13 protein-coding genes are annotated in these 22,324 nt (G+C 53.3%); 8 read left to right on the top strand and 5 right to left on the bottom strand.

Annotation, left to right across the window (positions count from 1 at the left end; all coding sequences use genetic code 11):
• Positions 1 to 696 precede the first annotated feature (696 nt).
• Complete coding sequence (locus tag RB297_RS31045) at positions 697 to 5,910, top strand: S-layer homology domain-containing protein (protein ID WP_483874348.1); 5,214 nt, start codon at positions 697 to 699, stop codon at positions 5,908 to 5,910.
• Between the two features lie 153 nt (positions 5,911 to 6,063).
• On the opposite strand, the gene RB297_RS07735 is transcribed toward RB297_RS31045, so the two are convergent.
• Positions 6,064 to 7,293, bottom strand: coding sequence for an aminopeptidase (locus tag RB297_RS07735; RefSeq protein ID WP_375120183.1), 1,230 nt, complete (start codon positions 7,291 to 7,293; stop codon positions 6,064 to 6,066).
• 39 nt (positions 7,294 to 7,332) lie between these two features.
• On the bottom strand, positions 7,333 to 7,716 hold the full coding sequence (locus RB297_RS07730; RefSeq protein WP_009591074.1) for a MerR family transcriptional regulator: 384 nt from the start codon (positions 7,714 to 7,716) through the stop codon (positions 7,333 to 7,335).
• Between the two features lie 207 nt (positions 7,717 to 7,923).
• Between RB297_RS07730 and RB297_RS07725 the strand changes: the two genes are divergently transcribed.
• Positions 7,924 to 9,516 (top strand): MDR family MFS transporter, encoded by a 1,593-nt coding sequence (locus tag RB297_RS07725; RefSeq protein WP_375120182.1) that lies wholly within the window; start codon positions 7,924 to 7,926, stop codon positions 9,514 to 9,516.
• A 74-nt stretch (positions 9,517 to 9,590) separates the two neighbouring features.
• Here the strand turns inward: RB297_RS07725 and RB297_RS07720 are convergent, their stop codons facing one another.
• From RB297_RS07720 to RB297_RS07710, 3 genes are all read right to left on the bottom strand, one after another.
• Positions 9,591 to 10,412 (bottom strand): carbohydrate ABC transporter permease, encoded by an 822-nt coding sequence (locus RB297_RS07720; protein WP_009591051.1) that lies wholly within the window; start codon positions 10,410 to 10,412, stop codon positions 9,591 to 9,593.
• Positions 10,413 to 10,429: 17 nt separating this feature from the next.
• A complete protein-coding gene (locus tag RB297_RS07715; protein ID WP_015736035.1) occupies positions 10,430 to 11,389 on the bottom strand; it encodes a carbohydrate ABC transporter permease in 960 nt (319 codons plus the stop codon).
• Between the two features lie 81 nt (positions 11,390 to 11,470).
• On the bottom strand, positions 11,471 to 12,727 hold the full coding sequence (locus tag RB297_RS07710; protein WP_192571434.1) for an extracellular solute-binding protein: 1,257 nt from the start codon (positions 12,725 to 12,727) through the stop codon (positions 11,471 to 11,473).
• A gap of 481 nt (positions 12,728 to 13,208) precedes the next feature.
• Here RB297_RS07710 and RB297_RS07705 point away from each other — a divergent pair, with 481 nt between their 5' ends.
• The 6 genes from RB297_RS07705 to RB297_RS07680 all read left to right on the top strand — a co-directional run bounded on the left by RB297_RS07705 (position 13,209) and on the right by RB297_RS07680 (position 22,253).
• A complete protein-coding gene (locus tag RB297_RS07705) occupies positions 13,209 to 13,940 on the top strand; it encodes a metallophosphoesterase family protein (protein ID WP_375120181.1) in 732 nt (243 codons plus the stop codon).
• A gap of 310 nt (positions 13,941 to 14,250) precedes the next feature.
• Complete coding sequence (locus RB297_RS07700; RefSeq protein WP_375120180.1) at positions 14,251 to 15,681, top strand: SWIM zinc finger family protein; 1,431 nt, start codon at positions 14,251 to 14,253, stop codon at positions 15,679 to 15,681.
• 27 nt (positions 15,682 to 15,708) lie between these two features.
• Positions 15,709 to 17,565 carry a HEAT repeat domain-containing protein gene (locus RB297_RS07695; protein WP_375120179.1) on the top strand — a complete coding sequence of 619 codons (1,857 nt, stop codon included), beginning with the start codon at positions 15,709 to 15,711 and terminating at the stop codon, positions 17,563 to 17,565.
• Between the two features lie 18 nt (positions 17,566 to 17,583).
• Positions 17,584 to 18,687, top strand: a complete 1,104-nt coding sequence (locus RB297_RS07690) for an ATP-binding protein (RefSeq protein WP_096774286.1) — start codon at positions 17,584 to 17,586, stop codon at positions 18,685 to 18,687.
• Complete coding sequence (locus RB297_RS07685) at positions 18,684 to 21,038, top strand: DUF5682 family protein (protein WP_375120178.1); 2,355 nt, start codon at positions 18,684 to 18,686, stop codon at positions 21,036 to 21,038. The genes RB297_RS07690 and RB297_RS07685 overlap by 4 nt, the downstream gene beginning before the upstream one ends.
• 3 nt (positions 21,039 to 21,041) lie before the next feature.
• A complete protein-coding gene (locus tag RB297_RS07680; protein WP_375120177.1) occupies positions 21,042 to 22,253 on the top strand; it encodes a VWA domain-containing protein in 1,212 nt (403 codons plus the stop codon).
• The last annotated feature ends 71 nt before the right edge of the window (positions 22,254 to 22,324 follow it).

The raw sequence follows: 22,324 nt of genomic DNA, 5'->3' as shown, positions 1-22,324 counted from the left end.
GGTAAATATAGAACAAGTGGGAAGTGGTATTGTCAATCGACGGACGGAAGAACATCATGTCATTCCGAAAGGCAGTTGATTCGCCATGAACACTCGCAAAAGGAGAAGGAGAGCGAAGTTTCTTCGATTCTTTTCAGGTAAGGCACCCTAGCAATTGGAAAATTGCTGCATAATGAATAATAAAATCGCTTCCCACTGATAAGGATCCTGCGATATCATTCGCGGGGTCTTTTTTTTGTGCGGATTAAGCAATAGTTACAGTATGTAAGATACGCCGGAGCGGGAGTTGTTGCTCAAAGATGAATTGAAAATAAGTCGTTCATAGTGCTGAAGTATCGAACAATAGAGGTTGTTGGATCCCGAAATATGTACCTTGAGAAACGGATGAGCCATATGCCATGGACAGAAAGACGCGGCGTTAAGTTGTCCTATTGTACTAGAGGTTCAGCGAATATCGGGACCTTTATATCATTTATCAAATTTTACATAAAGTGGTTTAAAAAACGATCGGAATATGCAATTATTGATCTTGGGAGGTGAAGAGGAAAAGGACCCCTCAAGGGGAAAAGCCTAAGTTGAAATCGCGAGGGATTTTATGTTGAAAACGCTTTAATTATAATTTGGAGATCCCATGGAGACCTGGAGAATTGGGAAACTGAATTGATTGCTCAAAAAATCATTTCTAGGAGGTTTTCCATGTCTAAGATCGTCCTTAAACGATGTATTTCCTGTTTCTTGATTCTTTGTATCGTTATGTCTGCCTCGTTTACTGCTCTCGCAGGACAAGCTTCCGCCCAGACACCCACTGCGCTTAACCCAGTGCCCGAGCTGCTGATCACCGAGCTTGTGCCTGATTCCACGAACGTAGGAACCGCCGACGGTTACGAATTTATCGAGGTTTACAACAATTCCGATCAAGCCATCGATTTCAGCAATTATAAGATACGCTACCGTTACTTGGAGAGCGACACCCTGTGGGCTCATGTACCCGACGAGGTGACCATTCCATCCGGAGGCACGCTGGTCTTCTGGATCATAAACGGTCAGAACAGCAAATCCACGATTGCTGATTTTAATCATAATTACGGTACCAACCTGAACGAAAACACCGATGTCGTCAAAATATTCTCAGGCGGCATGTCCAATTCGCGCATGCGGGAGCTCGTGGTCGCAACGAACACCGGCCGCCCGGTCGTGTCCGCGTTTTACAACGACGGTGAAGTTCATAACGGTCCCGATCAGGGAATCTTCTATAAATATCCCGAAGACGGCAGTCTAAAAATGCAGCGGATCTCCCAGCTGGAGCATAAGGCTACGCCGGGTTCGCTCGCGCATTCGGAAGTGCCCGCGGAGCCGGTACATATCGACGTGACCAAGGAGCCGTCCGTTGTCAATCGGACGACCACCACGAACGTGGAGCCGGGAGACAATCTGGAAATCGCCGCAGAAGCGCACGATGACCGCATGGTGACATCGCTCGCGTTATCGTATCGTGTCGACGGACAGAACGATTACAAGGTCGTACAGCTTCAGGAAGGACAGCAAGGCTATCATCATACGATACCTTATCTGGAGCTGCTGGGACATGCCAAGCTGGAGTATTTCTTCACGGTGTCCAACACGTTTAAGAAAGTGGAGAGCCCTAAATATGAGGTTGATCTCACGGGCAGCGGTGCAAGCGTGAGCCTGAACGTTAAAGATCAACAAACGGTTACGGGCATCACGTATATTCGGGGTGCAGCTGATGGGGCTGGGCCTTCCGATTTGGAGCTTCAAGTGGACGGAACGCCGGTTCAAGGCACTCCCGCCATGGAGCATTCCGCCTATTTTATATTTGAAGGCGACGGCATTGACGATGGAATCAACACGGTAACCATCGGCAAGGAGGTTCTTTTCGAGACGGAGGCGAACATTGACGGTTATCAAACCATCGTGGTCCCGATCGAACCGCAGTGGCTGACAAGCGGATCGAACGAAATTACCCTTCGGGCCGGCGATAACGAGAAGACCTATTTCGATGACGACAAGCCGACGGGCAATATGGATGATTTCAATGCGCGCAACGTGCGGCTGCTCCTGGGCGACGGAACGGAAATCCGGGATCCGCAATATAGCGATCCCGCACGGATCCATGACCTGGGCGACGATGGACGTTTCCTGCCTTTCGTAACTTTTCAATTCGACATTCCTGCCGAAAAAGTAAATGCATTGTCCTACGCATGGGATACCTCGGCCGTCTCGGACGGAACGCATTCCATTCAATTGAAGGTCAATGGTCAGTCTGAAGCAGCTGCCGATGTTCAGGTAGATAACCACGGACCGGAAATTAGCGAAACCGTTGAAGAGGGCAAGAGTTACAAGGGCGGCATCCCGATCGATGTGACCGCCACGGATCGCGTATCGGGCGTGGACCGGGTCGAGGTTACGCTCGATGGACGCGCCATCCAGCTGCCGTACAATACTTCCTCGGCTGAGCTTGAACCAGGCGATCATAAGCTGGAAATTCGAGCAGTGGACAAGATCGGCAACCGCTCGGAACGAACCGTGACGTTTAACACGGCTCAGGAGCATCCGAATAAACCTGTGTTGGTGTCGCCGGCAGATAAGGAGAGCGGCACCGGGCTGTCGCCGGAGCTGAAGGTTCAAGTCAGCGATCCATCGGATGACGAGCTCGAGGTCTCCTTCCATCAGGCTTATTCGTATCATGCTTTAAGCGGGGATCGGGTGAAATTGTCCAAGAACGCTTCGGACGAAGAACCGCCAAAGGATAGATTCCCTGCGGGCGAAACTGTGCTGACCGAAGAGGAATTGAAGCGGGTATCCGAATCCAACGATGAATATGTCACCGTAGATTCAACGTCTCAATTCCCTTACATCCGGTTCGAGGCAGAGCTGGAGCATGCCGTCGAGCCCGGCGACAGCGTCGAAGTCGCTTGGGAAGGACACACGGTGTCCGGCCGCAAGGTCACGATGTATGCGTGGAACCTCAAGCTGAGCAAATGGACGGAAATAACCAAGCATATTGCCCAGTCTGAAGATGATTTTACGCTTCGAGGCGAACTGACGGCAGCGGACTATGTACAGAACAACAAAGTCGATGTGATCGTACAGGATGAAATTCCTTCCCGAGGGGATTATGATTACACCTTTGTATGGGTATCCGATACGCAGTTCTTGACGGAGCTCTATCCGCATATTCAGCAAAAGCAGTTCGAATGGATCGTTGATTCCATCGATGAGATGAACATCAAATATTTGTTCCATACCGGTGATATCGTGAATGATCCAACAGCCGAATACCAATGGAAACGTGCCGATGCTTACATGAACATGCTGGAGGATGCCAAGCTGCCGCACGGCGTGCTTGCCGGGAATCATGACGTGGGCAGCTACGATTGGGATTACACGACCTACGGTCAATATTTCGGGGAAGACCGTTATAAGGATCAGCCCTATTACGGAGGTTCCTACAAGAACAACCGGGGACATTACGATCTGGTCTCCGTCGAAGGCAACGACTTCATCATGATGTATATGGGATGGGGCGTCGAAGACGAGGATATCAAGTGGATGAACGAGGTTCTCGCTGAATATCCGGATCGTATCGCATTCCTGAATTTCCATGATTACATGCTCGCGAACGGAACGCGTTCCGGCGTAGGCAATAAGCTGTACAAGGAAGTAGTCGTCCCTAATCCGAACGTGGTTGCCGTATTGAGCGGCCATTACACGGGAGCGAGCCTGCTTAAGAACGAATTGGACGATGACGGCGACGGCAATACGGACCGAACCGTGTATCAGATGCTGGCGGACTATCAAGGACATGCGGACGGCGGCAGCGGATATTTGAGACTGCTGCATTTTGATAAGGAAAGCAATCAGATTTACGTGAATACGTACTCTCCTTATTTGGATAAGTACAATTATTATACGAATCCGGGCGTGGATGAATTTACGATGAACCTGGATCTTGAGCCGAAACTGAAGCGGGTAGCCACCGATTCGATCCAGGTGAATCATCTGAGAGGAGAGGCCATCGGTACGCCGCAAAAGGCAGCGAGCGGCACGGAGGTTACTCAGCCGTGGGCAGGACTGTTATCCAATGGAACCTATTCCTGGTATGCCGTCGCCCAAGATGAATTCGGGGGAAGAACGGTATCGGACGTATGGACGTTCACAACGGATGAAGGGGGTCTCGCGGCCCCAACCAATCTGAAAGCACTTCAGGTCACGTCGTCCTCGGTTCAAATCGGCTGGGATCCTGTGAACCGTCCGGACCAGCAAGTCGTGAGCTATCATGTGTATCAGGACGGACAGCAAGTGGCCACCGTTACGGACAGCGTATACGAAGCGACAGGGCTTACGCCGGATACGCCGTACGAATTCAAAGTAACCGCCTCGGATCAGGATGGAGCGGAATCGCCACCAAGCGAGATCTTAACGGTGATCACGAGTGCTGTAGACGTTCCGGGTGCGCCGGTATGGACGCCCGGGGAGCTGGAATTTTCGGAGATCACATCGAACCGTGTAACCATGAGCTGGCCGGAGGCGGCTGCAAGCGATGGCGTGGAAGGATATCGCGTATATATGAAAGGCCGGGAGGAACCGGTGGTGACCGTGACCAGCGATGTGTATTCGCATACCGCAGCCGGGCTTACGCCGGATACGAGTTATCATTTTACCGTCAAAGCTTATAACGCTGCCGGCGAGAGCCTGGGACTCCATAACTCGGTCACGACTTCGGCTGCAGGAGTGGACAAGAGCGAGTTAATCGGATTAATCGCCTCGGCGCAGCAAAGGCTCGACGAAACACGGGAAGGCTCATCGCCAGGGCAGTATCCGGCAGGCGCAAGGTCAGCGCTCCGTGACGCGATTGCAAACGCCAGCGCCATAGCGCAGCAGGATCATGCAACTGCGAAGGATGTCAAGGACGCAATGACCGCACTGCAAGCCGCGATCCGCGCCTATAACGCTTCGGTGATCCCTTCATCCGAGAATCCTCCGTCAACGGGATCGGGATCGGAATCCTCTGGCGGTGGAGTCCCATTGTCCGGAAACAATCAATTAAAAGCGCTGGAAGTCATCATTGGCGGCGTAGCGGCTGCATTAACCCCTGCGTTCAACGAAAGCACGACGGAGTACCGGCTTGAAACGGATGCGGAATCCGTGCAGCTCCGCGTTGGGGCTGCGCATGGCAAGGCCGCTGTCCTTCTGGAAGGAGAGCCTCTGAAGAATGATCAGGTCATCAAGCTGAAGGAAGGGGATAACGTCCTGAAGCTGGTGGTTCGGGCCGAGAACGGTGCGGCCAAAACCTATCAATTAACCATTCACCGTAAGGCAAAAGCAGGGACAGAAGAGCCGAAGCCGGAACCCCCGGTGCTGTTAACCGACATCGGCGGACATTGGGCTTCATCCGCGATTGAGCAGGCGGTTTCGCTCGGCATCGTTGGCGGCTATCCGGATCAAACCTTCAAACCGGACCGTCAGGTCACGCGTGCAGAATTTATGGTGATGATGGCCAAAGCACTGAAAGGCCAAGCGGAATCTGAGAAACTGAGCTTCAAAGACAGCTCCTCCATCGGATCCTGGGCGCTTGAAGCGATTCAATGGGCCGTATCCGAAAGCATCGTGAAAGGATATCAAGACGGGACATTCAAACCGAACGAATCCGTTAACCGTGCGGAAATGGCGGTGATGATCGCACGCTACCTAGGCCTTACCCAGCCAGGTGCCGGAACGGACTTCCGCGATCAGCAGAATATTCCGGCTTGGGCGGAGAAGGAAATCGCAGCCGCGGCCGAGGCCGGCATCGTGAACGGACGTTCGGGTAACCGGTTTGCTCCTCAGGATTCTGCGACCCGTGCGGAAGCGGTCATGATGATACTTCGGATGCTGGAGCATGCAGAGTAAAGTAACCATACGAATGTAGAACATAGAAAAAGGCGGACATGGAGCAATTGCTCCAGTGTCCGCCTTTTTTACAGTTGAAGGCTTAAAGGGGTTGCCCCCCGGTCATATGGCGCCAAACGGCACGCTGGGAGCCCCAATTTACCTACACGAACTTTAGACCCACCGTCCACCGCGGAATACGGGTTCAATCGTACCGTCCGCCAGCACGCCGTCAATGTCCAGTTCAGCGGAACCGATCATGAAATCGACATGCGTCAGACTTACATTGGCTCCGCGAGCCAGCAGTTCTTCCTTGCTCATCTTGGTGCCGCCTTCGATATTCACGGGATAGGCGCTTCCCAGCGCAAAGTGGCAGGAGGCGTTCTCATCGATGCCGGTGTTATAGAAGACGCGGTTTAGCTGCGAGATCGGCGAATCATGCGGCACGAGTGCCATCTCTCCAAGATACGAGGCGCCCTCGTCCGTTTCCAGCAGCGTCGTGAGATGCTCCCGTCCGGATTCGGCTTCATATGCAACAACCTTGCCGTCCTTGAACGTGAGCTTCATGCCTTCCACCAGGCGGCCGTTCAGATTCAGCGGAAGGGTACTGGATACGGTCCCGTTCACGCCCGTGCGGTGAGGCATCGTATAGATTTCTTCGGTGGGCATATTCGCTACGAAATACACCCCGGCCTCATTCTCGTCACCGCCGCCGAGCCAGAGGTAACCTTCCGGCATGTCGACGCGCAGATCCGTTCCCGGCGCACGATAGTGGAAACTCTTGTAGCGTTTGGCATTCATGTGGTTCTGGCGCAGCTTCAGTCCGGCGATATGATCCCGCCACGCGGCTACCGGATCTTCGCTGCCTACCCGATTCATCAGGAATACGGCATCCCACATCGCTTGGATGCGCTCTTCTTCGGGGAGGTCCGGGAATACTTTGTTGGCCCAGGCTCGGGTAGGCGCCTTAATCAGCGACCAGCTGATCTTATTGTTGCGGACGTATACCTGATATTTTTCGTTAGCCACGGCAGCAGCCTTAACGGCTGTAGATACTTTTACCGAATCAATGCCGCGGAACAGCTCGGGATCCGGGACCTTAATGCGCAGAATGGCTCCTCCGCCTTCAGCGAGCTGCTGCATGGCGTCGGCCTGCCACCGCGGGTAATAATGGAAGGAGTCTTCCGGTGCCTTCTCGTAGCGAATTCGGGTGATTTTTTCGTCTTCCCAGTCGACTTGCACATATTTGGCGCCTGCATCATATGCTTTGGCCACGATGCGGCGTGTCAACTCTACGGTCTCGATTGGAGCATTGACGATCAGCACTTGGCCCGGTTGAACGTTTACGCCAACCTTCACGACCAGCTCCGCGTATTTCTCCAGATTTTTCTCGAAATTGTCCATATGTAGATATCCTCCATTTCAGATGTACACTTCATTCTATCACGTTGCGGAGGGCTGCTGCTGACTCTTCTTTTTGCCAAGGGTCCGGGAGATTTGCCTTTCCAGCAGGTGTTTCAATTCATGGAGCGCTGCAATCTGACTGTCCACGCTGCTTAATTTGTCCTCATAAAAGGAGAGCATTTCTTCGCAATATTCATAATCGTCCGGCGAAGCGACTTCACCGCGAAACAATACGCGAATTTGATCCGTGGTCAAGCCCAGCTTTAAGTACAATTGGATCATTTTGACCCGTTCGATGGCGGACGCGTTAAAATGGCGGTAATCATTATCGAGTCTATCGGCTTCCAGCAGGCCTTTTTGTTCATAATGCCGGATCGAGCGTGCGCTGACCTGGCTGCGCTGCGATAATTCACTGATCTTCATATCACATGACCTCCTTGGCATGAGCTAAGATAAACCGATTATACGCTACCCCGCATGCGAACATAAAGCCATTAGGCTGCTTGAATAAGAGCGTTTGATAAAAAATAACGGAAACGGGGACAAAAGTGTGACAGTCACCTGTCATACTTTTCGATTTACAATGACTGCAGTACTAAGGAAACCTACTTAGAAGGAGTGTATGAGAACTTGAAGACACAAACAGCCAACAACAACAAACTGCCCATCGTGCTTGCCGGCCTGCTGCTCGGCATCTTGATGGCCTCCATGGACAATACGATCGTAGCGACCGCCATGGGAAACATCGTCGGGGAGCTCGGAGGACTTGATCATTTCGTATGGGTGACCTCCGCGTATATGGTTGCCGAGCTTGCGGGGATGCCGATCTTCGGCAAACTGTCCGATATGTATGGGCGCAAAAAATTCTTTGTGTTCGGGATGATTGTATTCATGCTGGGCTCCGTGCTGTGCGGTACGGCAAGCTCCATCACGGAACTGGCGCTGTATCGGGCAGTGCAAGGCGTAGGGGGCGGTGCGCTCATCCCGATTGCATTCGCGATCATGTTCGACACCGTGCCGCTGGAGAAGCGCGGAAAGCTCACCGGTTTGTTCGGAGCCGTCTTTGGATTATCCAGCATTTTCGGGCCGCTCGCAGGCGCTTATATTACGGATCATATTACCTGGCAATGGATATTCTATATTAATTTGCCGATCGGCATCGTGGCCTTCCTGATGGTGACGGTATTCTATAAGGAATCGCATGAACGTTCCAAACAGCCGATCGATTGGAAGGGAGCAACCACGCTCCTTGCGGGGGTGATCTGTTTCATGTTCGCGCTTGAGCTTGGAGGGAAGCAATGGGCATGGGATTCCTGGGTCATCCTGGCTTTGTTTGGCGCTGCCGCCGTTATGCTTGTGCTCTTCGTGCTTGCCGAGAGAAGGGCGGAGGAGCCGATCATCTCGTTTCGTTTATTCAAGAATAAACTCTATACCTCAAGCGTGCTGTGCGGCTTGTTTAGCGGAGGCTCCTTCATCGTGGCTTCCGTTTACATTCCGATCTTCATACAAGGCGTGCTCGGCGGAAGCGCCACGAACTCGGGGCTGGTCCTGCTGCCGATGATGGTGGGCTCGGTCGTCACGGCGACGGTCAGCGGTTTTCTGATGAGTAAAATCTCGTATCGCAGCATCATGATCCCGACGCTGATCCTGTTTACGGGAGGGATGGTGCTCGCTTCGACGTTAACCGCGGAATCCAGCAGGTTCATCGTTACCCTGTACATGGTTCTGATCGGGCTTGGCATCGGCGGATCGTTCTCCGTGCTGGGAACGGCGGTCATGCATGGCTTATCCTATAAACAGCGCGGGATGGCGAGCTCGACCTTCAACTTCACGCGGTCGCTTGGAATGACCATTGGCATTACGGTGTTCGGGTTGATTCAGAGCCGATCCTTCACCGGTTCCTTAACATCGGGATCGGACGTGATGAACACCGGTGGGCTTCCTGAAGGATTCGATCTTAAGGATCCTCACATCTTATTGGCACCGGAGACGAGATCATGGATTCCGTCCGACCTGCTCAAGCCGATCTCGGACACGCTCGCTTCCTCCATCGCGGCTACGTTTGCCTGGGCTATCGTTCCTGCAGCGTTAGCGCTTCTGGCAGCAACTTTAATGGGACGCAAAAAGCTGGATGAAACGGCAGAATTGAAAAGGGAGGAGACAGCCGATTCAGCAGAAGAGGCAGGGACGAAAGAAAATGAACAGCTGGTCATGGTGCCGTAGCGCGTACGTCTTGGACCGGAATATAGAAAGGAGCTGCCTGTCAGGCATAACACCTGGAGGCAGCTCCTTTGCCGTTAACTCTTAATCGCGCCTGCGGCGATATCGGAAATGAATTGCTTGCTGATGAACAAGAACATGACGATCAGCGGGATGACCGCGAGCAGCGTGCCGGCAATGACCATCGAATAGTCGGTGGTATATATTCCGTTTAATGATGATAACGCAACCTGCAAGGTGAACTTGTTCTCATCATTTAGAATGATGAGCGGCCACAGATAGTCGTTCCATACACCGATGAACGTGAAGGCTGCCAAGAACGATAAAGCGGGCCGCAGAATCGGCAGCGATATGTTCCAATAGAGGCGGAAGAAACCGCAGCCGTCGATTTTACCGGCATCGAGAAGCTCCGAAGGTACCGATTCCTGTGCATACTGCCTGATCCAGAAGATTCCGAAGGCGTTGACCATTCCCGGAATGATCAGGGCCTTGTAGGTGCCCACCCATCCGAATTCTGCCATAATGACAAACGAAGGCACCAAGGATAATTGTGCGGGCGCCATCATGGTGGCAAGCAGCAGCACAAACAGCCATTTTTTGCCCGGGAACTGGAATTTGGCGAACGTGAATCCAGCCAGGGAATCGAAGAATAAGACCAGCAGCGTACAAGCGGAAGCGACGAACAGGGTATTCCAGAAGGCGCCGAAGAAGTCGATGCTGCTCAGCACCCTCGACACGTTATCCAGCAAGTGCGGACCGAACCATAGTTTCGGAGGAAAGCTGTAGATATCCGAAGTGGTGCGCGTCGCCATCACAAGCAGCCAGTAGAAGGGAAAAATGGATAAGATCAATCCGGCGATCAACCCGATGTGCAGCAGAATGGATTTCCATTTGAACATACGATTCACCCCCATTTTCAGTCATTGGAAGGACTGCCCTGCACCATTTTCCAGTTCACGATGGAAAAGAGGGCGATGAGCAGGAACATGCCCCAGCCGACGGCAGCGCCATATCCGAAATAGTTGTTCACGAAGGCTTCGCGGTACAGGTAGAGGACGATGGTCATCCCGCCGCCGCTTACGCCGCCGTCATTGCCGACCAGCACTTGCGGCTCGGTGAAGATCTGCATGCCGCCGATGGTTGACGTAATGACCGTAAAGAGAATGATGGGCCTTAGATTGGGAATGGTGATTCTGAAAAAGGATTGAATGCCGGTGGCTCCGTCGATCTTGGCTGCCTCGTACAGAACCGTCGGGATGCTCTGCAGCCCGGCAAGATAGATGATGGCGTTATATCCCGCCCATCTCCATATAACCATGACCGAAATGGCTAACTGAATGCCCCACGTCTTATTCAACCATTCGACGGAGTTGAGGCCGAGCAAGGACAACATATAGTTGAGGAGACCGTAGTTGTTCGAGAAGACCGTGCCGAACACGATGGCAACCGCAACAAGCGAGGTGACGTTGGGCAGGAAATAACCGATGCGAAAGAAGGTGCGGAAACGGACGAACGATGCATTTAGCAGGAAAGCCACGACCAGCGCGATGAACAGCATCGGTATCGTGGAGTAAATCCAGATCAGCAGTGTATTGCCGACGGCTCTCCAAAATTCCGGATCGGTCAGCATGAATTGATAGTTATTGAGACCGTTATAGGTCATCTCGCCGATGCCGTCCCATTTTTGAAAGGACAGGAACATGGAAAAGGCGATCGGGAACAGCCCGAAGATGGCAAATAGAATGTAAAAAGGGGATATCGCCAAATATTCTTTGCGGTGCTTCCAGATCTGTGCAGACAGTCGGTCTTGGGATTTCGGATGCTTGGGAACAGGCTTCTGTTCCACGGGCGTGCGATTCAGCATTGGATTATCCATCGTACTGTACCTCCTGTAGCGGTTGGTATTTAAGTACTCCTAACAATCGGAAAGCCATACCTCGCAAAACAAGAACCTTGGTCAGCGCAGCAGTTCTTTTTTGACCCTGGCCAGCGCGTCGGCCCAGGCTTTATCGGGATTTTTGCCCTGAAGGGCAACCGAGGACAGCTCTCGATTGACAATGCCGTTGACATTCGCGAACTTCCCGCCGAAATAAGCCGGCTTAACGTTTCGTGCAGATTCCGAGAAAACCTCGCCGGTCGCCTGATTTCCGAAAAATTCTTCGGGTTCCTTCATGACGGGTGCATCCAGCGCGTCCTTGGCGGAAGGGAAGAGGTTGATCTTCTTAAAGGACTGAACCTGATTTTCCGGGTTCTGAATGTATTTCATGACATCAAATGCTTCCTGCGGATATTTACTTGTCTTCATAATGGCAAGGAAGGAACCGCCGTTGTTGCCGTCACCGCCAGGTGCACGGGCTACCCTCCATTTGCCGGTGGTGTCCGGCGCCGCCTGCATGAGTATTTCCTTCATCCAGACCGCACCGACAAAGGAAGCGACCCGCCCGTTGTTCATGGCGGCATTCCACTCTGAGGAAGAAGTGTTGACGTTGGCGCTCAGCTTCATTTGGGAGGCCTTTACCGCCGTATCCCAGGCCGTTTTCATCGAGGATTCCGCAGACTCGCCGATGAACGTTCCATCCTCGGCAAAATAGATGCGATCGGATTGGGCGTTGATTTGGGTATAAATGTTCGTGATGTTATCGAGCATTTTCACTTTTTGATCAAAATGCTCCTGCAGCTTCTGTCCCGCCTCGAAATATTGAACCCAGGAGCCGAGCTGCTCGTGGACATCTTCCGGTTCGGTCGGAAGTCCGGCTTCCTCGAACAAATCCGCTCTGTAGTATAAAGCCGTTGGTCCCGTATCGATCGGCAGGGCGATCATGGCGCCTTCCGGCGTAACGCCGAGCTTCCATTTCCAATCCAGGAAATCCGGTTCGATTTCTTTGGCGCCAAGCTCATACAGATCGTAGAAGCGATCCGAACTCGTAAACAGCTCCGCCACCCAGTCGTTAAATGCGACGATGTCCGGCCCTCCGGAGCCGGCGGCCAGCGTTGTTTTTAATTTCGATTTGAAGTCGCCTCCGATTTTTTGCGCGTCGATGCGGATACCCGGAAACTCCTTTTCAACAGACTTAATCAGCTCATCGTCCAGGCTTCGGTTCCAATACCAAAGTGTAAGCGTTTTCGTTTTTTCGGTTGAAGCATTTCCCGTACAACCGCTGATGATCAAGACAAGAATCAGTAACCCTAAGCTAACCATCCTGCGTGTATTCACTATCGTCAGCCTCCTAACGTGGTGAAGTCGGTGATGCTTAAATCTTATTCAGTTACCAAGCTTGCGTGAGTAAAAATATATGATTACCTTAATACAATAGACTAAAAATTAAAACATCCAAAATAAGGATTTGGCACGTTCCGGCGTATAATTGCCTCCTTCCAATGCACGTTATGTACTGCGGATGTAGTTGAAACAAGCATCGCGTGCCCGAACGCTTCCGGACGGCAATGCATGGAACGGCAAAACCTCCTTCCTTTGACTTTCTTATAGAATAGCTTCAAACTATTTTCATTATAAGTTAATATTGTATGGAAAATGAAGTGCTGGATTGGTAAATCCAAAGACCTGATTTTGGGGCACGGCGTGAATTGCTGAACCGGTTCATCCCTGGCTAAAAAGAGACATAGGATGAATATACGAAAAGCAACTCCGCCATAACCATAGCAAACCGAAATAAACAAAGTTTGGAGGCCGGCTGATGGCGCAATTTGCATTAATCTCCGACATACACGGAAATATCCCTGCACTGGAGGCGGTTCTTAGGGATATCCAACGCCGCGGAATAGAAACCATCTATTGCCTGGGCGACTTGATCGGCAAGGGCCCGCACGGCGATGTGGCGGTGGATATGGTACGAACCCATTGCCAGCAGGTCATTAAGGGGAATTGGGACGACTTTATTGGCAATGAGACCGATGATCCGTCGCTGCTATGGCATCAGCATAGACTCGGAAGCGAGAGGCTGCAATATCTTGCCGGCCTCCCTTATGTCATAGAATTCATGATGAGCGGGAAATGGGTCCGGCTGTTTCATGCTTCGCCGCGAAGCGTGTACGAACGGATCCAGCCCTGGGATGACCAGGAGAAGCGGGCTACCTTGTTTCACAGCTCCCCGCTGTGCGGCAGCCCGAGAATCGCGGACGTCGCCGGTTACGGCGATATCCATAATGCCTATCACCAGCATCTGGACGGGAGAACGCTGTTTAATACCGGCAGCGTCGGCAATCCACTTGAATTGCCCGAGGCGTCTTACGTCATTCTGGAGGGAGTCTATGGAAGCGAAGATCCCGCGCCGTTAAACATTCAATGCATCCGTGTGCCGTATCCGATCGAACAAGCCGTGCAGGATGCGTTGGAGTCCGGCATGCCCCACCCTGAATCGTATATTCTCGAGATTCGAACAGGGCGGTATCAAGCGCGAATAGACTAACGGCATCGGAGACAAAAGGGATAAGCGAACGCCGGAGGCGATCTTTAAGTCCGCATTGCGCGCGTTCGTCTACTCCTGGGTGATAGCAAATTTCGAAGAACCGGCTAAGCCGGCTCTTTTTTATTTTAACGGCAGCATAATATAACAATATGTTCCATTTAAGGAGGAGGATGATGGATTAAATAGGAATGGGTGTTCTTAAATAGGTCTTTAGAAGGGTAGGGAGCAGGACGAAGATTCGATATGATTAAACGTAATGGATATTATTGCTGTTTTTGAACGCAGCTATTTGATTTAGGAGGGTATAAGTTTGGTTGAGATTACAGAGACATGGATCGATTCGCAGGCACCGAATAGCGCGGCCATTAAGAACGGGCAAGGTCTAGTAAAAAAAGGACGTTTCTTACAGCTGCATCATTCCGAGGATCAAGCCGTGTTGTTCGGCACCTGTGCCGGCAGCGGAAGTTCCGATTACTTGCCGTCCGCCGATTTTGCGGTGCCGGAGAAGCCGGTCATGCGGTGCACCTGCCCGAGCCGGCAGTTTCCGTGCAAACATGTGCTTGGTCTGCTATATGCTTATGCAGGCGGAGCGTCGTTCACCCCCGCCGAGGTGCCGGAGGATTTGGCCGCCAAGCGGGAGAAGGCGGAGAAGCGGGAAGAGCGCAAGCTCAAAGAAGCAGCCGAAGGAGCAGCACCCAAACCGAAGAAGGTTAACAAATCGGCGTTAAAAAAGAAACTCCAAGCGCAGCTGGAAGGCTTGGACGTTCTGGAAAAGCTTATACACTCGTTGATCCGGAACGGACTCGGGACATTGGACAAAAAAGAACATAAGCGGATCCAGGAGCATGTGAAGCAGATGGGCAATTATTACTTATCGGGTGCTCAGACGGAACTCCGCCGCCTGGCGCTGGTTCTGTCATCCGAAGACCAGGAGAAAGCTTATACATATGCGGTGGGGCAGCTTGCCGTCATGAACGCAATGATCAAGAAGGGCAGACAGTACCTGACCACAAAACTTGAGGATCCGGATATGAGGCTGGACCACGAGTCGACGATAGAGGAATGGCTGGGGCATGCATGGCAGCTGACCGAGCTGCAGAGCTATGGGTTAGTGAACGAAGGAGCAGAGCTGGTGCAGCTTTCATTTCTGAGTTATGCCGACGATGCGCGGCTGGAGCATGTGGATACCGGATATTGGATCCAGAAGGACAGCGGCGAAATCCACCGAACGATCCAATACCGTCCTTATAAAGCCGCCAAGCTGATGCGGGAAGAAGACAGCTTCTTTGATAAAGCCCATGTCCCTGTACTGTATCGCTACCCGGGAGATATGAACCGGCGTGTTCGCTTTGAAGAAATGACCTCAAGTCCGGTAACGGAAGAGGATCTGGAATGGATTCGCAACCATGCGGCAGGTTCTTATGCTGAAGCCGTTAAAAAGGTGAAGAACCAGCTCAAGAATCCGCTTAGCGACAGCAACCCCGTCATGCTGCTGCATGTATCCGGGATCGGCCGGAACGCTGAAGGGCAATATGCCATTACGGATGAATCCGGGCAGTCAATCGGGCTGGCCGATGTGTATATGGAACCAACCGTGCCGATGCTGCGGTATTTGCCGGAGGAGAAGCTGAGCGGCGTATCCATGCTGGTTATGTTTGAGCACAACCTTGCGACGGGCCGTCTCTGGGCACAGCCGCTAAGCATCATTACGACGAACGAAATCATCCGGCTATTGTACTAAGCAGGGTAACGAAGGAGGAAAGCGAACATGAGTACGGCATTACTGCAGGAGCTTAACCAAGAGGTTAGGCGTTTATATATCGCCGGCAGCGAGCTCGCGGCAGGCGATTTCCGCCTGAAGCGGCTGCTGCCGCAGTTTCAACAGCTGGGAGAACGCGCTCCCGTGTTCAAACGATTGGGCGAAGGAATCCTTGCCTTGATCGAGCCGGATTCCGGGAAGGAAAACCAGTCCGCACAGCTGCTTCAGGATTTAAACCAGCTGCTGAGCTCCGTGCTGCATACGCAAGGAACGACAGCACCCGAGGGAGAACTGTTTCAGGCAGACCATCATCCGGTTTCGCTGTCATCTCATTTATCCTACCGCAAGCTTTCAGCAGTACAGACCGCCCTGACCACGACGGGCAGCGGCCGTTACGAGATCATAGAAGAAGCGTGGAAGGAAGGGGTGTTCCAAGATTTCCGTCTGGTATACCTTGCAATCGAAGCGTTGAATGACCCCTACGTCGAGATTGGCGAGCTCGCGGCCAATGAGATACTGCCGGCGTACGGCCCGGAAATCGTTCCGTTTCTGATGGAAAGCTTTAATCCGGCGGGCGGAAAGCCGGAATCACGCAAGCTGAAGGTGATGGCGGCAGCAGGCGGGAAGGAAGCGCTGGAGCTGATCCGCCAAGCGGCCGAGATCGGTAGCGACGAGGTGCGGTGCATGGCGATCAAATTGCTTGCGCCGTACGAAGAGTTTGAAGCGGATCTGATGGAATGGAGCAGGAGCAAGAAGAAGGTCATCCGCGAGGCGGCCTACGGCGCGCTGGCCGAGAACGGTTCCGATCAAGCCGTGGGGCGGTTGTATGAAGCTGCTCAAGGAAAAGACAAAGAGCTGGTGAATCCTGCCTTAGGCAGATGCCGTTCCGACCTGTTGACGAATTGGCTTGTACGAGACTTGTCGGCGGAGCTTCAATCGGTTTCCGAATCCCTGGGCGACAAGCAAAAGCTGGAGGAAAGCTGGATCAAGGTGAAACGCTGTTTGTGGGCCCTGCACGACAAACAAAATCCGGAGCTCGAGGAGCTGTACCGGAACGTGCTTCAGCAGTATGCCTTATACATCAAGTCTCTAGGATGGACCTATCTGATGAATGAAGCGGTCATCTACATGAATCGCGTGGATTCCGGGGAAGCCAGGGAACTGCTGCGCCAAAATGCGGAGAATGATATAGAGCAATATAGACACAGCGGCTCTTATGTCCGCGAGGTATTCCAAAAAGCAACGCGCGTGCTGCCGCCTGAACGCGTATATGAACAATACAAGGACGTTCTGTTGCAAGGCTTCGCCTCGTCGCCGCTCAGCAACGCGGCCAAAGAGCGGAAAAAGCTTTTGGATACCCTATCTGATCTGGTAATCACCAGGCAGTATAAGCCTTATGAGGAAGTAATGCCGTTTGCGGGCAAGGAGAGCTACACGTATTACGTGGAGATGCTCCCGCAAGAGCAGCTGCTGGCGTGCTGGGATGACAGATGGCTGGAGTTGTTGATCGAGCAGGATGAGCTGGCGCTGGTCAGCGCGTTCGCCCGCCGGGGACATCGGAAAGCTGAATCGTATTTGCTGGCAAAGCTGCAGAATTCGCCGGAATTCCGCAGCCGGTTTGCCAATCTGATTATTATGGGTCTTGTTCGTACTGGCATAAAGGATGAAGAGCTGTTTGAAGCTGTTGTGGCCGCTCTTGAGGATAAGCGCAATCAGGACTGCTACATGATCGAGCCTTTTACATTCTCGCAGCTGTGCCGGTTGCCTGCAGATTATCATGACCGCGTTCATGCGGTCCTGGGCAACTACAAGGACAACGCCGAGGATCAGCTTCGATATATCCTTCGCAAGATGAAAGAACAATAAATATTAAGGAGTGGAACCATGGGAGCAGGTCAAGAGCAATTGGAAGATATCATGCGTCAGCCCGCGGAAATACTGTTTCGTCATGAGCTGGAAGCGCTGCGCAAGGAGGATACCGGGAAAATTCCTGCCGGATGGCAGATGTCCCCTCAATCCGTACTCAAATTCATCGTTGGCGGCAAGGCCGGCAAGACGGAAATCACGCCTAAATATATCGGAAACCAACGACTGATCGAGATGGCGGTCGCTACCCTGGTAACCGACCGCGCCCTGTTATTGATCGGGGAACCGGGCACGGCCAAATCCTGGCTGTCCGAAAATCTGGCGGCAGCAATCTATGGAAATTCCGGATTGGTCGTACAGGGCACGGCTGGAACAAGCGAAGAACACGTGCGGTATTCCTGGAACTACGCCATGCTGCTTGCCCAAGGCCCAACCCCCGAAGCGCTGGTGCAGAGCCCGATCATGCGGGCGATGGAAGCGGGCGGGATCGCCCGGTTCGAAGAGATTTCCCGCTGCGCCTCGGAGGTACAGGATGCCCTCATCTCCATTTTGTCCGAAAAGACGATATCGGTGCCTGAACTCGGAAAAGAAATGAATGCCCGAAAAGGCTTCTCGATTATCGCTACAGCGAATACGAGAGACCGCGGGGTCAATGAGATGTCGACCGCGCTGAAGCGCCGTTTCAACATCATCGTGCTTCCGGCTCCTGCGGATCTGGAAACCGAAATCGAAATCGTGAAGAAACGGGTGTCGGAGATTGCTTCCTCTTACGATCTTCAGGCTGCTGCTCCTGCAGATGAAGCACTGCTTAAGGTAGTTACCATCTTTCGCGAGCTGCGCAGCGGCATGACCCTGGATAAAAAGGAAAAAGTGAAGTCTCCTGCCGGGGTAATCTCGACGGCTGAAGCGATTTCGCTCCTGACCAACAGCATGGCGCTGGCAGCCAGCTTTGGCAGCGGGGAGCTCACCGACGAGGATTTGGCAGCAGGACTTCAAGGCGCGATCGTGAAGGATGATGATAAGGACCGGCTCGTGTGGAAGGAATATCTCGACAACGTGATGAAAAAGCGCGGTGCCGAGTGGCGGAGCTTATATCAAGCATGTAAGGAGATAAACAAGTGAATGCCGCCGGCATCCATGTTTTTGGCGTTCGGCATTTGTCACCCGCCGGTGCGAAGCATTTAGTAGATTTTCTGGATGAGATCGATCCCACCGCCGTCCTCATTGAAGGACCGTCTGACGCTAGCGGGGAAATCCGGCATCTGGTCCATGCCACGACAAAGCCGCCGGTTGCCATATTGGCATTTACCGAAGAAGTGCCGGTACAAACCGTACTTTGGCCTTTTGCGGTATATTCTCCGGAATATCAGGCGATGAAATGGGCGCAGAAGCATGGAGCCTACGCCGCATTTATCGATCTGCCGTCGTCCTCAGCCGTATGCCTTCAGGAGCTCCGCCGCAGCCCGGTAGGCGGTTCTGGCGGGGAAGAGTCCGAAGACGGGAAGCCGGGAAGCGTTTCAGGTGCAGCAGAGCCGTCGGATGATAGCCTGCCGGCCGGAAAATCCGTATATGAGCGGATAGCCGAGCTTGCTGGCGAATACGATTACGATATGTACTGGGAGCGGAGTTATGAACATAATTTAAACGCGGGGTCTTACCGGCAATCCATAACGGCTTTTTCCGGGCATATGCGAGAGCTTTCGGAGGAGAGAGAACGGCTTGAGGATACAGTGGAGTACGCCTACAATGCCGTTCGGGAGTCTTACATGCGCCGTCAGATTGTTGAAGCGATTGCGGCGGGGCATGAGCCCGAACGCATTGTAGTCGTCTGCGGGGCATACCATGCCCCTGCCCTTAGCGATTTGTCTAACCCGATGAGCGACGAGGAATTAACTCAGCTGCCTTCCCGGGCAACCAAACTGACCCTGATGCCATACTCTTACTATAAACTGTCGTCTATTTCCGGCTATGGCGCAGGAAATGCGGCTCCCCATTATTTTGAAATGATGTGGGAACGGATGCTGAAGGGCGCGCTAACGGAATTGCCGCATCAGTATTTATCCTTGGTGGCGGGCTCGATGAGAAAGAAAGGGACCCACCGGTCAACGGCAGAAGTGATCGAAGCCGTCCGGCTGGCGGAGTCGCTCGCCGCGCTCCATGGGGGCGGCATCCCCACCTTGCGGGATTTGCGGGATGCGGCCCAGACGCTGCTTGGGCGCGGTGAGCTTGCCGTCGTGGCAGAGGAGCTTGCCCGAACGGATATCGGCACGGCGATCGGCGAGCTGGCCGAAGGCGTCAGCCAGACGCCGATCCAGGACGACCTGAACCGCCAGCTCAAAAGGTTGAAGCTGGAGAAATATAAATCGGTTGTGGCCAGCGATGTAATTCTGGATTTGCGCGAAAACCGGAGGGTTGCTTCGAAAGAATCCGCCTATCTGGATTTGAACCGTTCCTTCTTGTTTCACCGCTTGAAGCTGCTGGGGATTGACTTCGTCAGCGCGAGGCCGAGCGGGCAGGAGCAGGCGGCGTGGGCGGAGCACTGGGTTGTGAAATGGACGCCTGAGGTTGAAATCCAGGTCGTGGAGTCCACGCTGCTGGGAGAGACGGTAGAAGTAGCCGCCGCTTATATGCTCCAACAGAAGCTGGCGGACTGCAGCTCGATTGCCGAAGCCTCTTCGCTTATCCGAATCGCCTATGAGTGCGGGATGATTCACCAGATGGAAGCAGGCAGGCAGACCCTGCAGAAGCTGGCTGTGGACAGCCGTGATGTCGTACAGATCGCGGCCGCTTCCCGGTCGTTATCCGTGATGATCCGTTATGGCGGGGTCCGGCGAATGGATACGGAGCCGTTAGTGCCGCTGCTTCAGCAGCTGTTTATGCGCGCTTGCTTGTTCCTGCTTGATGGCAGCCAGTGCAGCGATGAGGTGTCCGGCTCGATGATCACCGCTATGAATGAGCTGAACAGCGTTGCGATGGAGCATGCCGAGCAGGTAGACGAGGAACTTTGGCTGCAAGAGCTTCGGCATTTGTCGGAAAGGGATGATCTCAATGCCCGTCTGTCGGGGTATGCCTGCGCGGTCTTAATGGAGCGGAACGCGATTTCCGCGCAGCAGTGCGCCGAAGAAGTTTCGCGCAGACTCTCCCCCGGCATTCCGGCCGATTTGGGGGCTGGATGGTTCGAGGGCTTATCGATGCGGAACCGTTATGCCCTGCTATCACGGTTAAGCTTGTGGGAGCAGCTGAATGAATACATCCTGTCCCTGGACGATGAGGAGTTCGCGCGCGCCCTTGTTTTTCTGCGCAGGGCGTTCAGCAGCTTCTCGCCCAAGGAAAAGACGATGATAGCAGAGTTGCTTGGCGAACTTTGGGGCGTGAACGCAGAGCAGGCCGCCGAGATTTTGACCGGTGACTTGAAGGAGGAAGAAGCAAAAATGCTGGACGAATTGAATGATTTTGATTTTGAGGATTTTTAGGCTATGAGCAGTATGCAAGAATCCAACCAAGTATCGCGATGGCGGCTCATTCTGGGCCAGTCGGCAGAGTCTCAGCTCGCGGGCTTCAGCCCCGACGGGAGCATTCAGCTGTCGGAGGAAGAACGCATCATGGACCGCGCGCTTGCTGCAATATACGATAATACGGACGGCGGGACGGATGCAGGCAGCGCGCCCTCGGGACAGCGGGGAGCCGGACAGGGGAAGTCGGCCCCTCGGCTCGCGCAGTGGCTGGGTGACGTCCGCTCCTTTTTTCCGGAAGACGTGGTGTCCATTATCCAGAATGATGCCATGGAACGAAAAGGCTGGAAGCAGCTGCTTTTTGAGCCCGAGGTGCTGGCTACGGTCAAGCCGGATATACAGCTGGTCGGCACGCTGCTGTCCCTGAAGGGGAAAATCCCCGAGAAAACGAAGGAAACGGCACGCCAGCTGGTGAAGGCGGTTGTGGATGAGCTGGTTCAGCGCCTTCACGAGGATATCCGCCGGGCGGTGACCGGGGCCTTGAACCGCAGGCAGCATACGCCGCTCCCTTGGCTCAGCGGGATCGATTGGAAGCGGACGATACAGCGCAATCTGAAAAACTATGATGCGGACCGCAAACAGATCGTGCCGGAGCGTTTTTACTATTTTGACAGAGCCAAACGGAGCAAGGAATGGACCGTCATCGTGGATATCGACCAAAGCGGTTCCATGGCGGAATCCGTGATCTGGGCTTCGGTTGTAGGATCCATATTTGCCAGCATTCCCTCGCTGGACACCCGCGTGGTGGTTTTCGATACGGAAGTCGTTGATCTGACCGAGCAGTGTGCCCATGACCCGGTGGATATGCTGTTCGGGATCCAGCTCGGCGGCGGGACGGATATTCATAAATCGGTCGCTTATTGCGAGCAGTTTATCGAGGAGCCGAAAAAGACGCTGTTCATCATCATTTCAGACCTGTATGAAGGCGGCAATCAGGCCGGACTGATCCGGCGCATGCGCGAATTGCGGGAAGCGGGGGTCAAGACGATGTGTCTTCTCGCTTTATCCGACGAGGGTAAACCCTTCTATGACGAGCAGGTAGCCAAACAGCTGTCCCGGGACGGCACCCCTTGCTTCGCATGCACTCCTGCGCTTCTTCCGCAGCTGGTGGAGGGCGCCCTCAAAGGGCAGGATTTGGCGGAGCTCGCCAAGCGGATTGGCACCAAAGGGATATAAACGCTGATCCAGGGCGGGGTGCTTTAAGTCGCAAATCCGGTTCGCTTGTTAGATGACCGACTAAAAAGACC

Origin of the sequence: Paenibacillus sp. CR_12 (assembly GCF_041953985.1) — a bacterium.
GTDB classification, from domain to species: Bacteria; Bacillota; Bacilli; order Paenibacillales; family Paenibacillaceae; genus Paenibacillus_AQ; species Paenibacillus_AQ lautus_A.
Note: the sequence above shows the minus strand (reverse complement) of the source record. Positions and strands in the feature narration are given on the sequence as shown.

Bases quoted from the DNA above. Each gene is read 5' to 3' on its own strand.
- RB297_RS07735 (WP_375120183.1), bottom strand. From the start codon at position 7,293: ATGGACAATTTCGAGAAAAATCTGGAGAAATACGCGGAGCTGGTCGTG.
- RB297_RS07695 (WP_375120179.1), top strand. From the start codon at position 15,709: ATGAGTACGGCATTACTGCAGGAGCTTAACCAAGAGGTTAGGCGTTTA.
- RB297_RS07730 (WP_009591074.1), bottom strand. From the start codon at position 7,716: ATGAAGATCAGTGAATTATCGCAGCGCAGCCAGGTCAGCGCACGCTCG.
- RB297_RS07720 (WP_009591051.1), bottom strand. From the start codon at position 10,412: ATGTTCAAATGGAAATCCATTCTGCTGCACATCGGGTTGATCGCCGGA.
- RB297_RS07705 (WP_375120181.1), top strand. From the start codon at position 13,209: ATGGCGCAATTTGCATTAATCTCCGACATACACGGAAATATCCCTGCA.
- RB297_RS07690 (WP_096774286.1), top strand. From the start codon at position 17,584: ATGGGAGCAGGTCAAGAGCAATTGGAAGATATCATGCGTCAGCCCGCG.
- RB297_RS07715 (WP_015736035.1), bottom strand. From the start codon at position 11,389: ATGGATAATCCAATGCTGAATCGCACGCCCGTGGAACAGAAGCCTGTT.
- RB297_RS07680 (WP_375120177.1), top strand. From the start codon at position 21,042: ATGAGCAGTATGCAAGAATCCAACCAAGTATCGCGATGGCGGCTCATT.
- RB297_RS31045 (WP_483874348.1), top strand. From the start codon at position 697: ATGTCTAAGATCGTCCTTAAACGATGTATTTCCTGTTTCTTGATTCTT.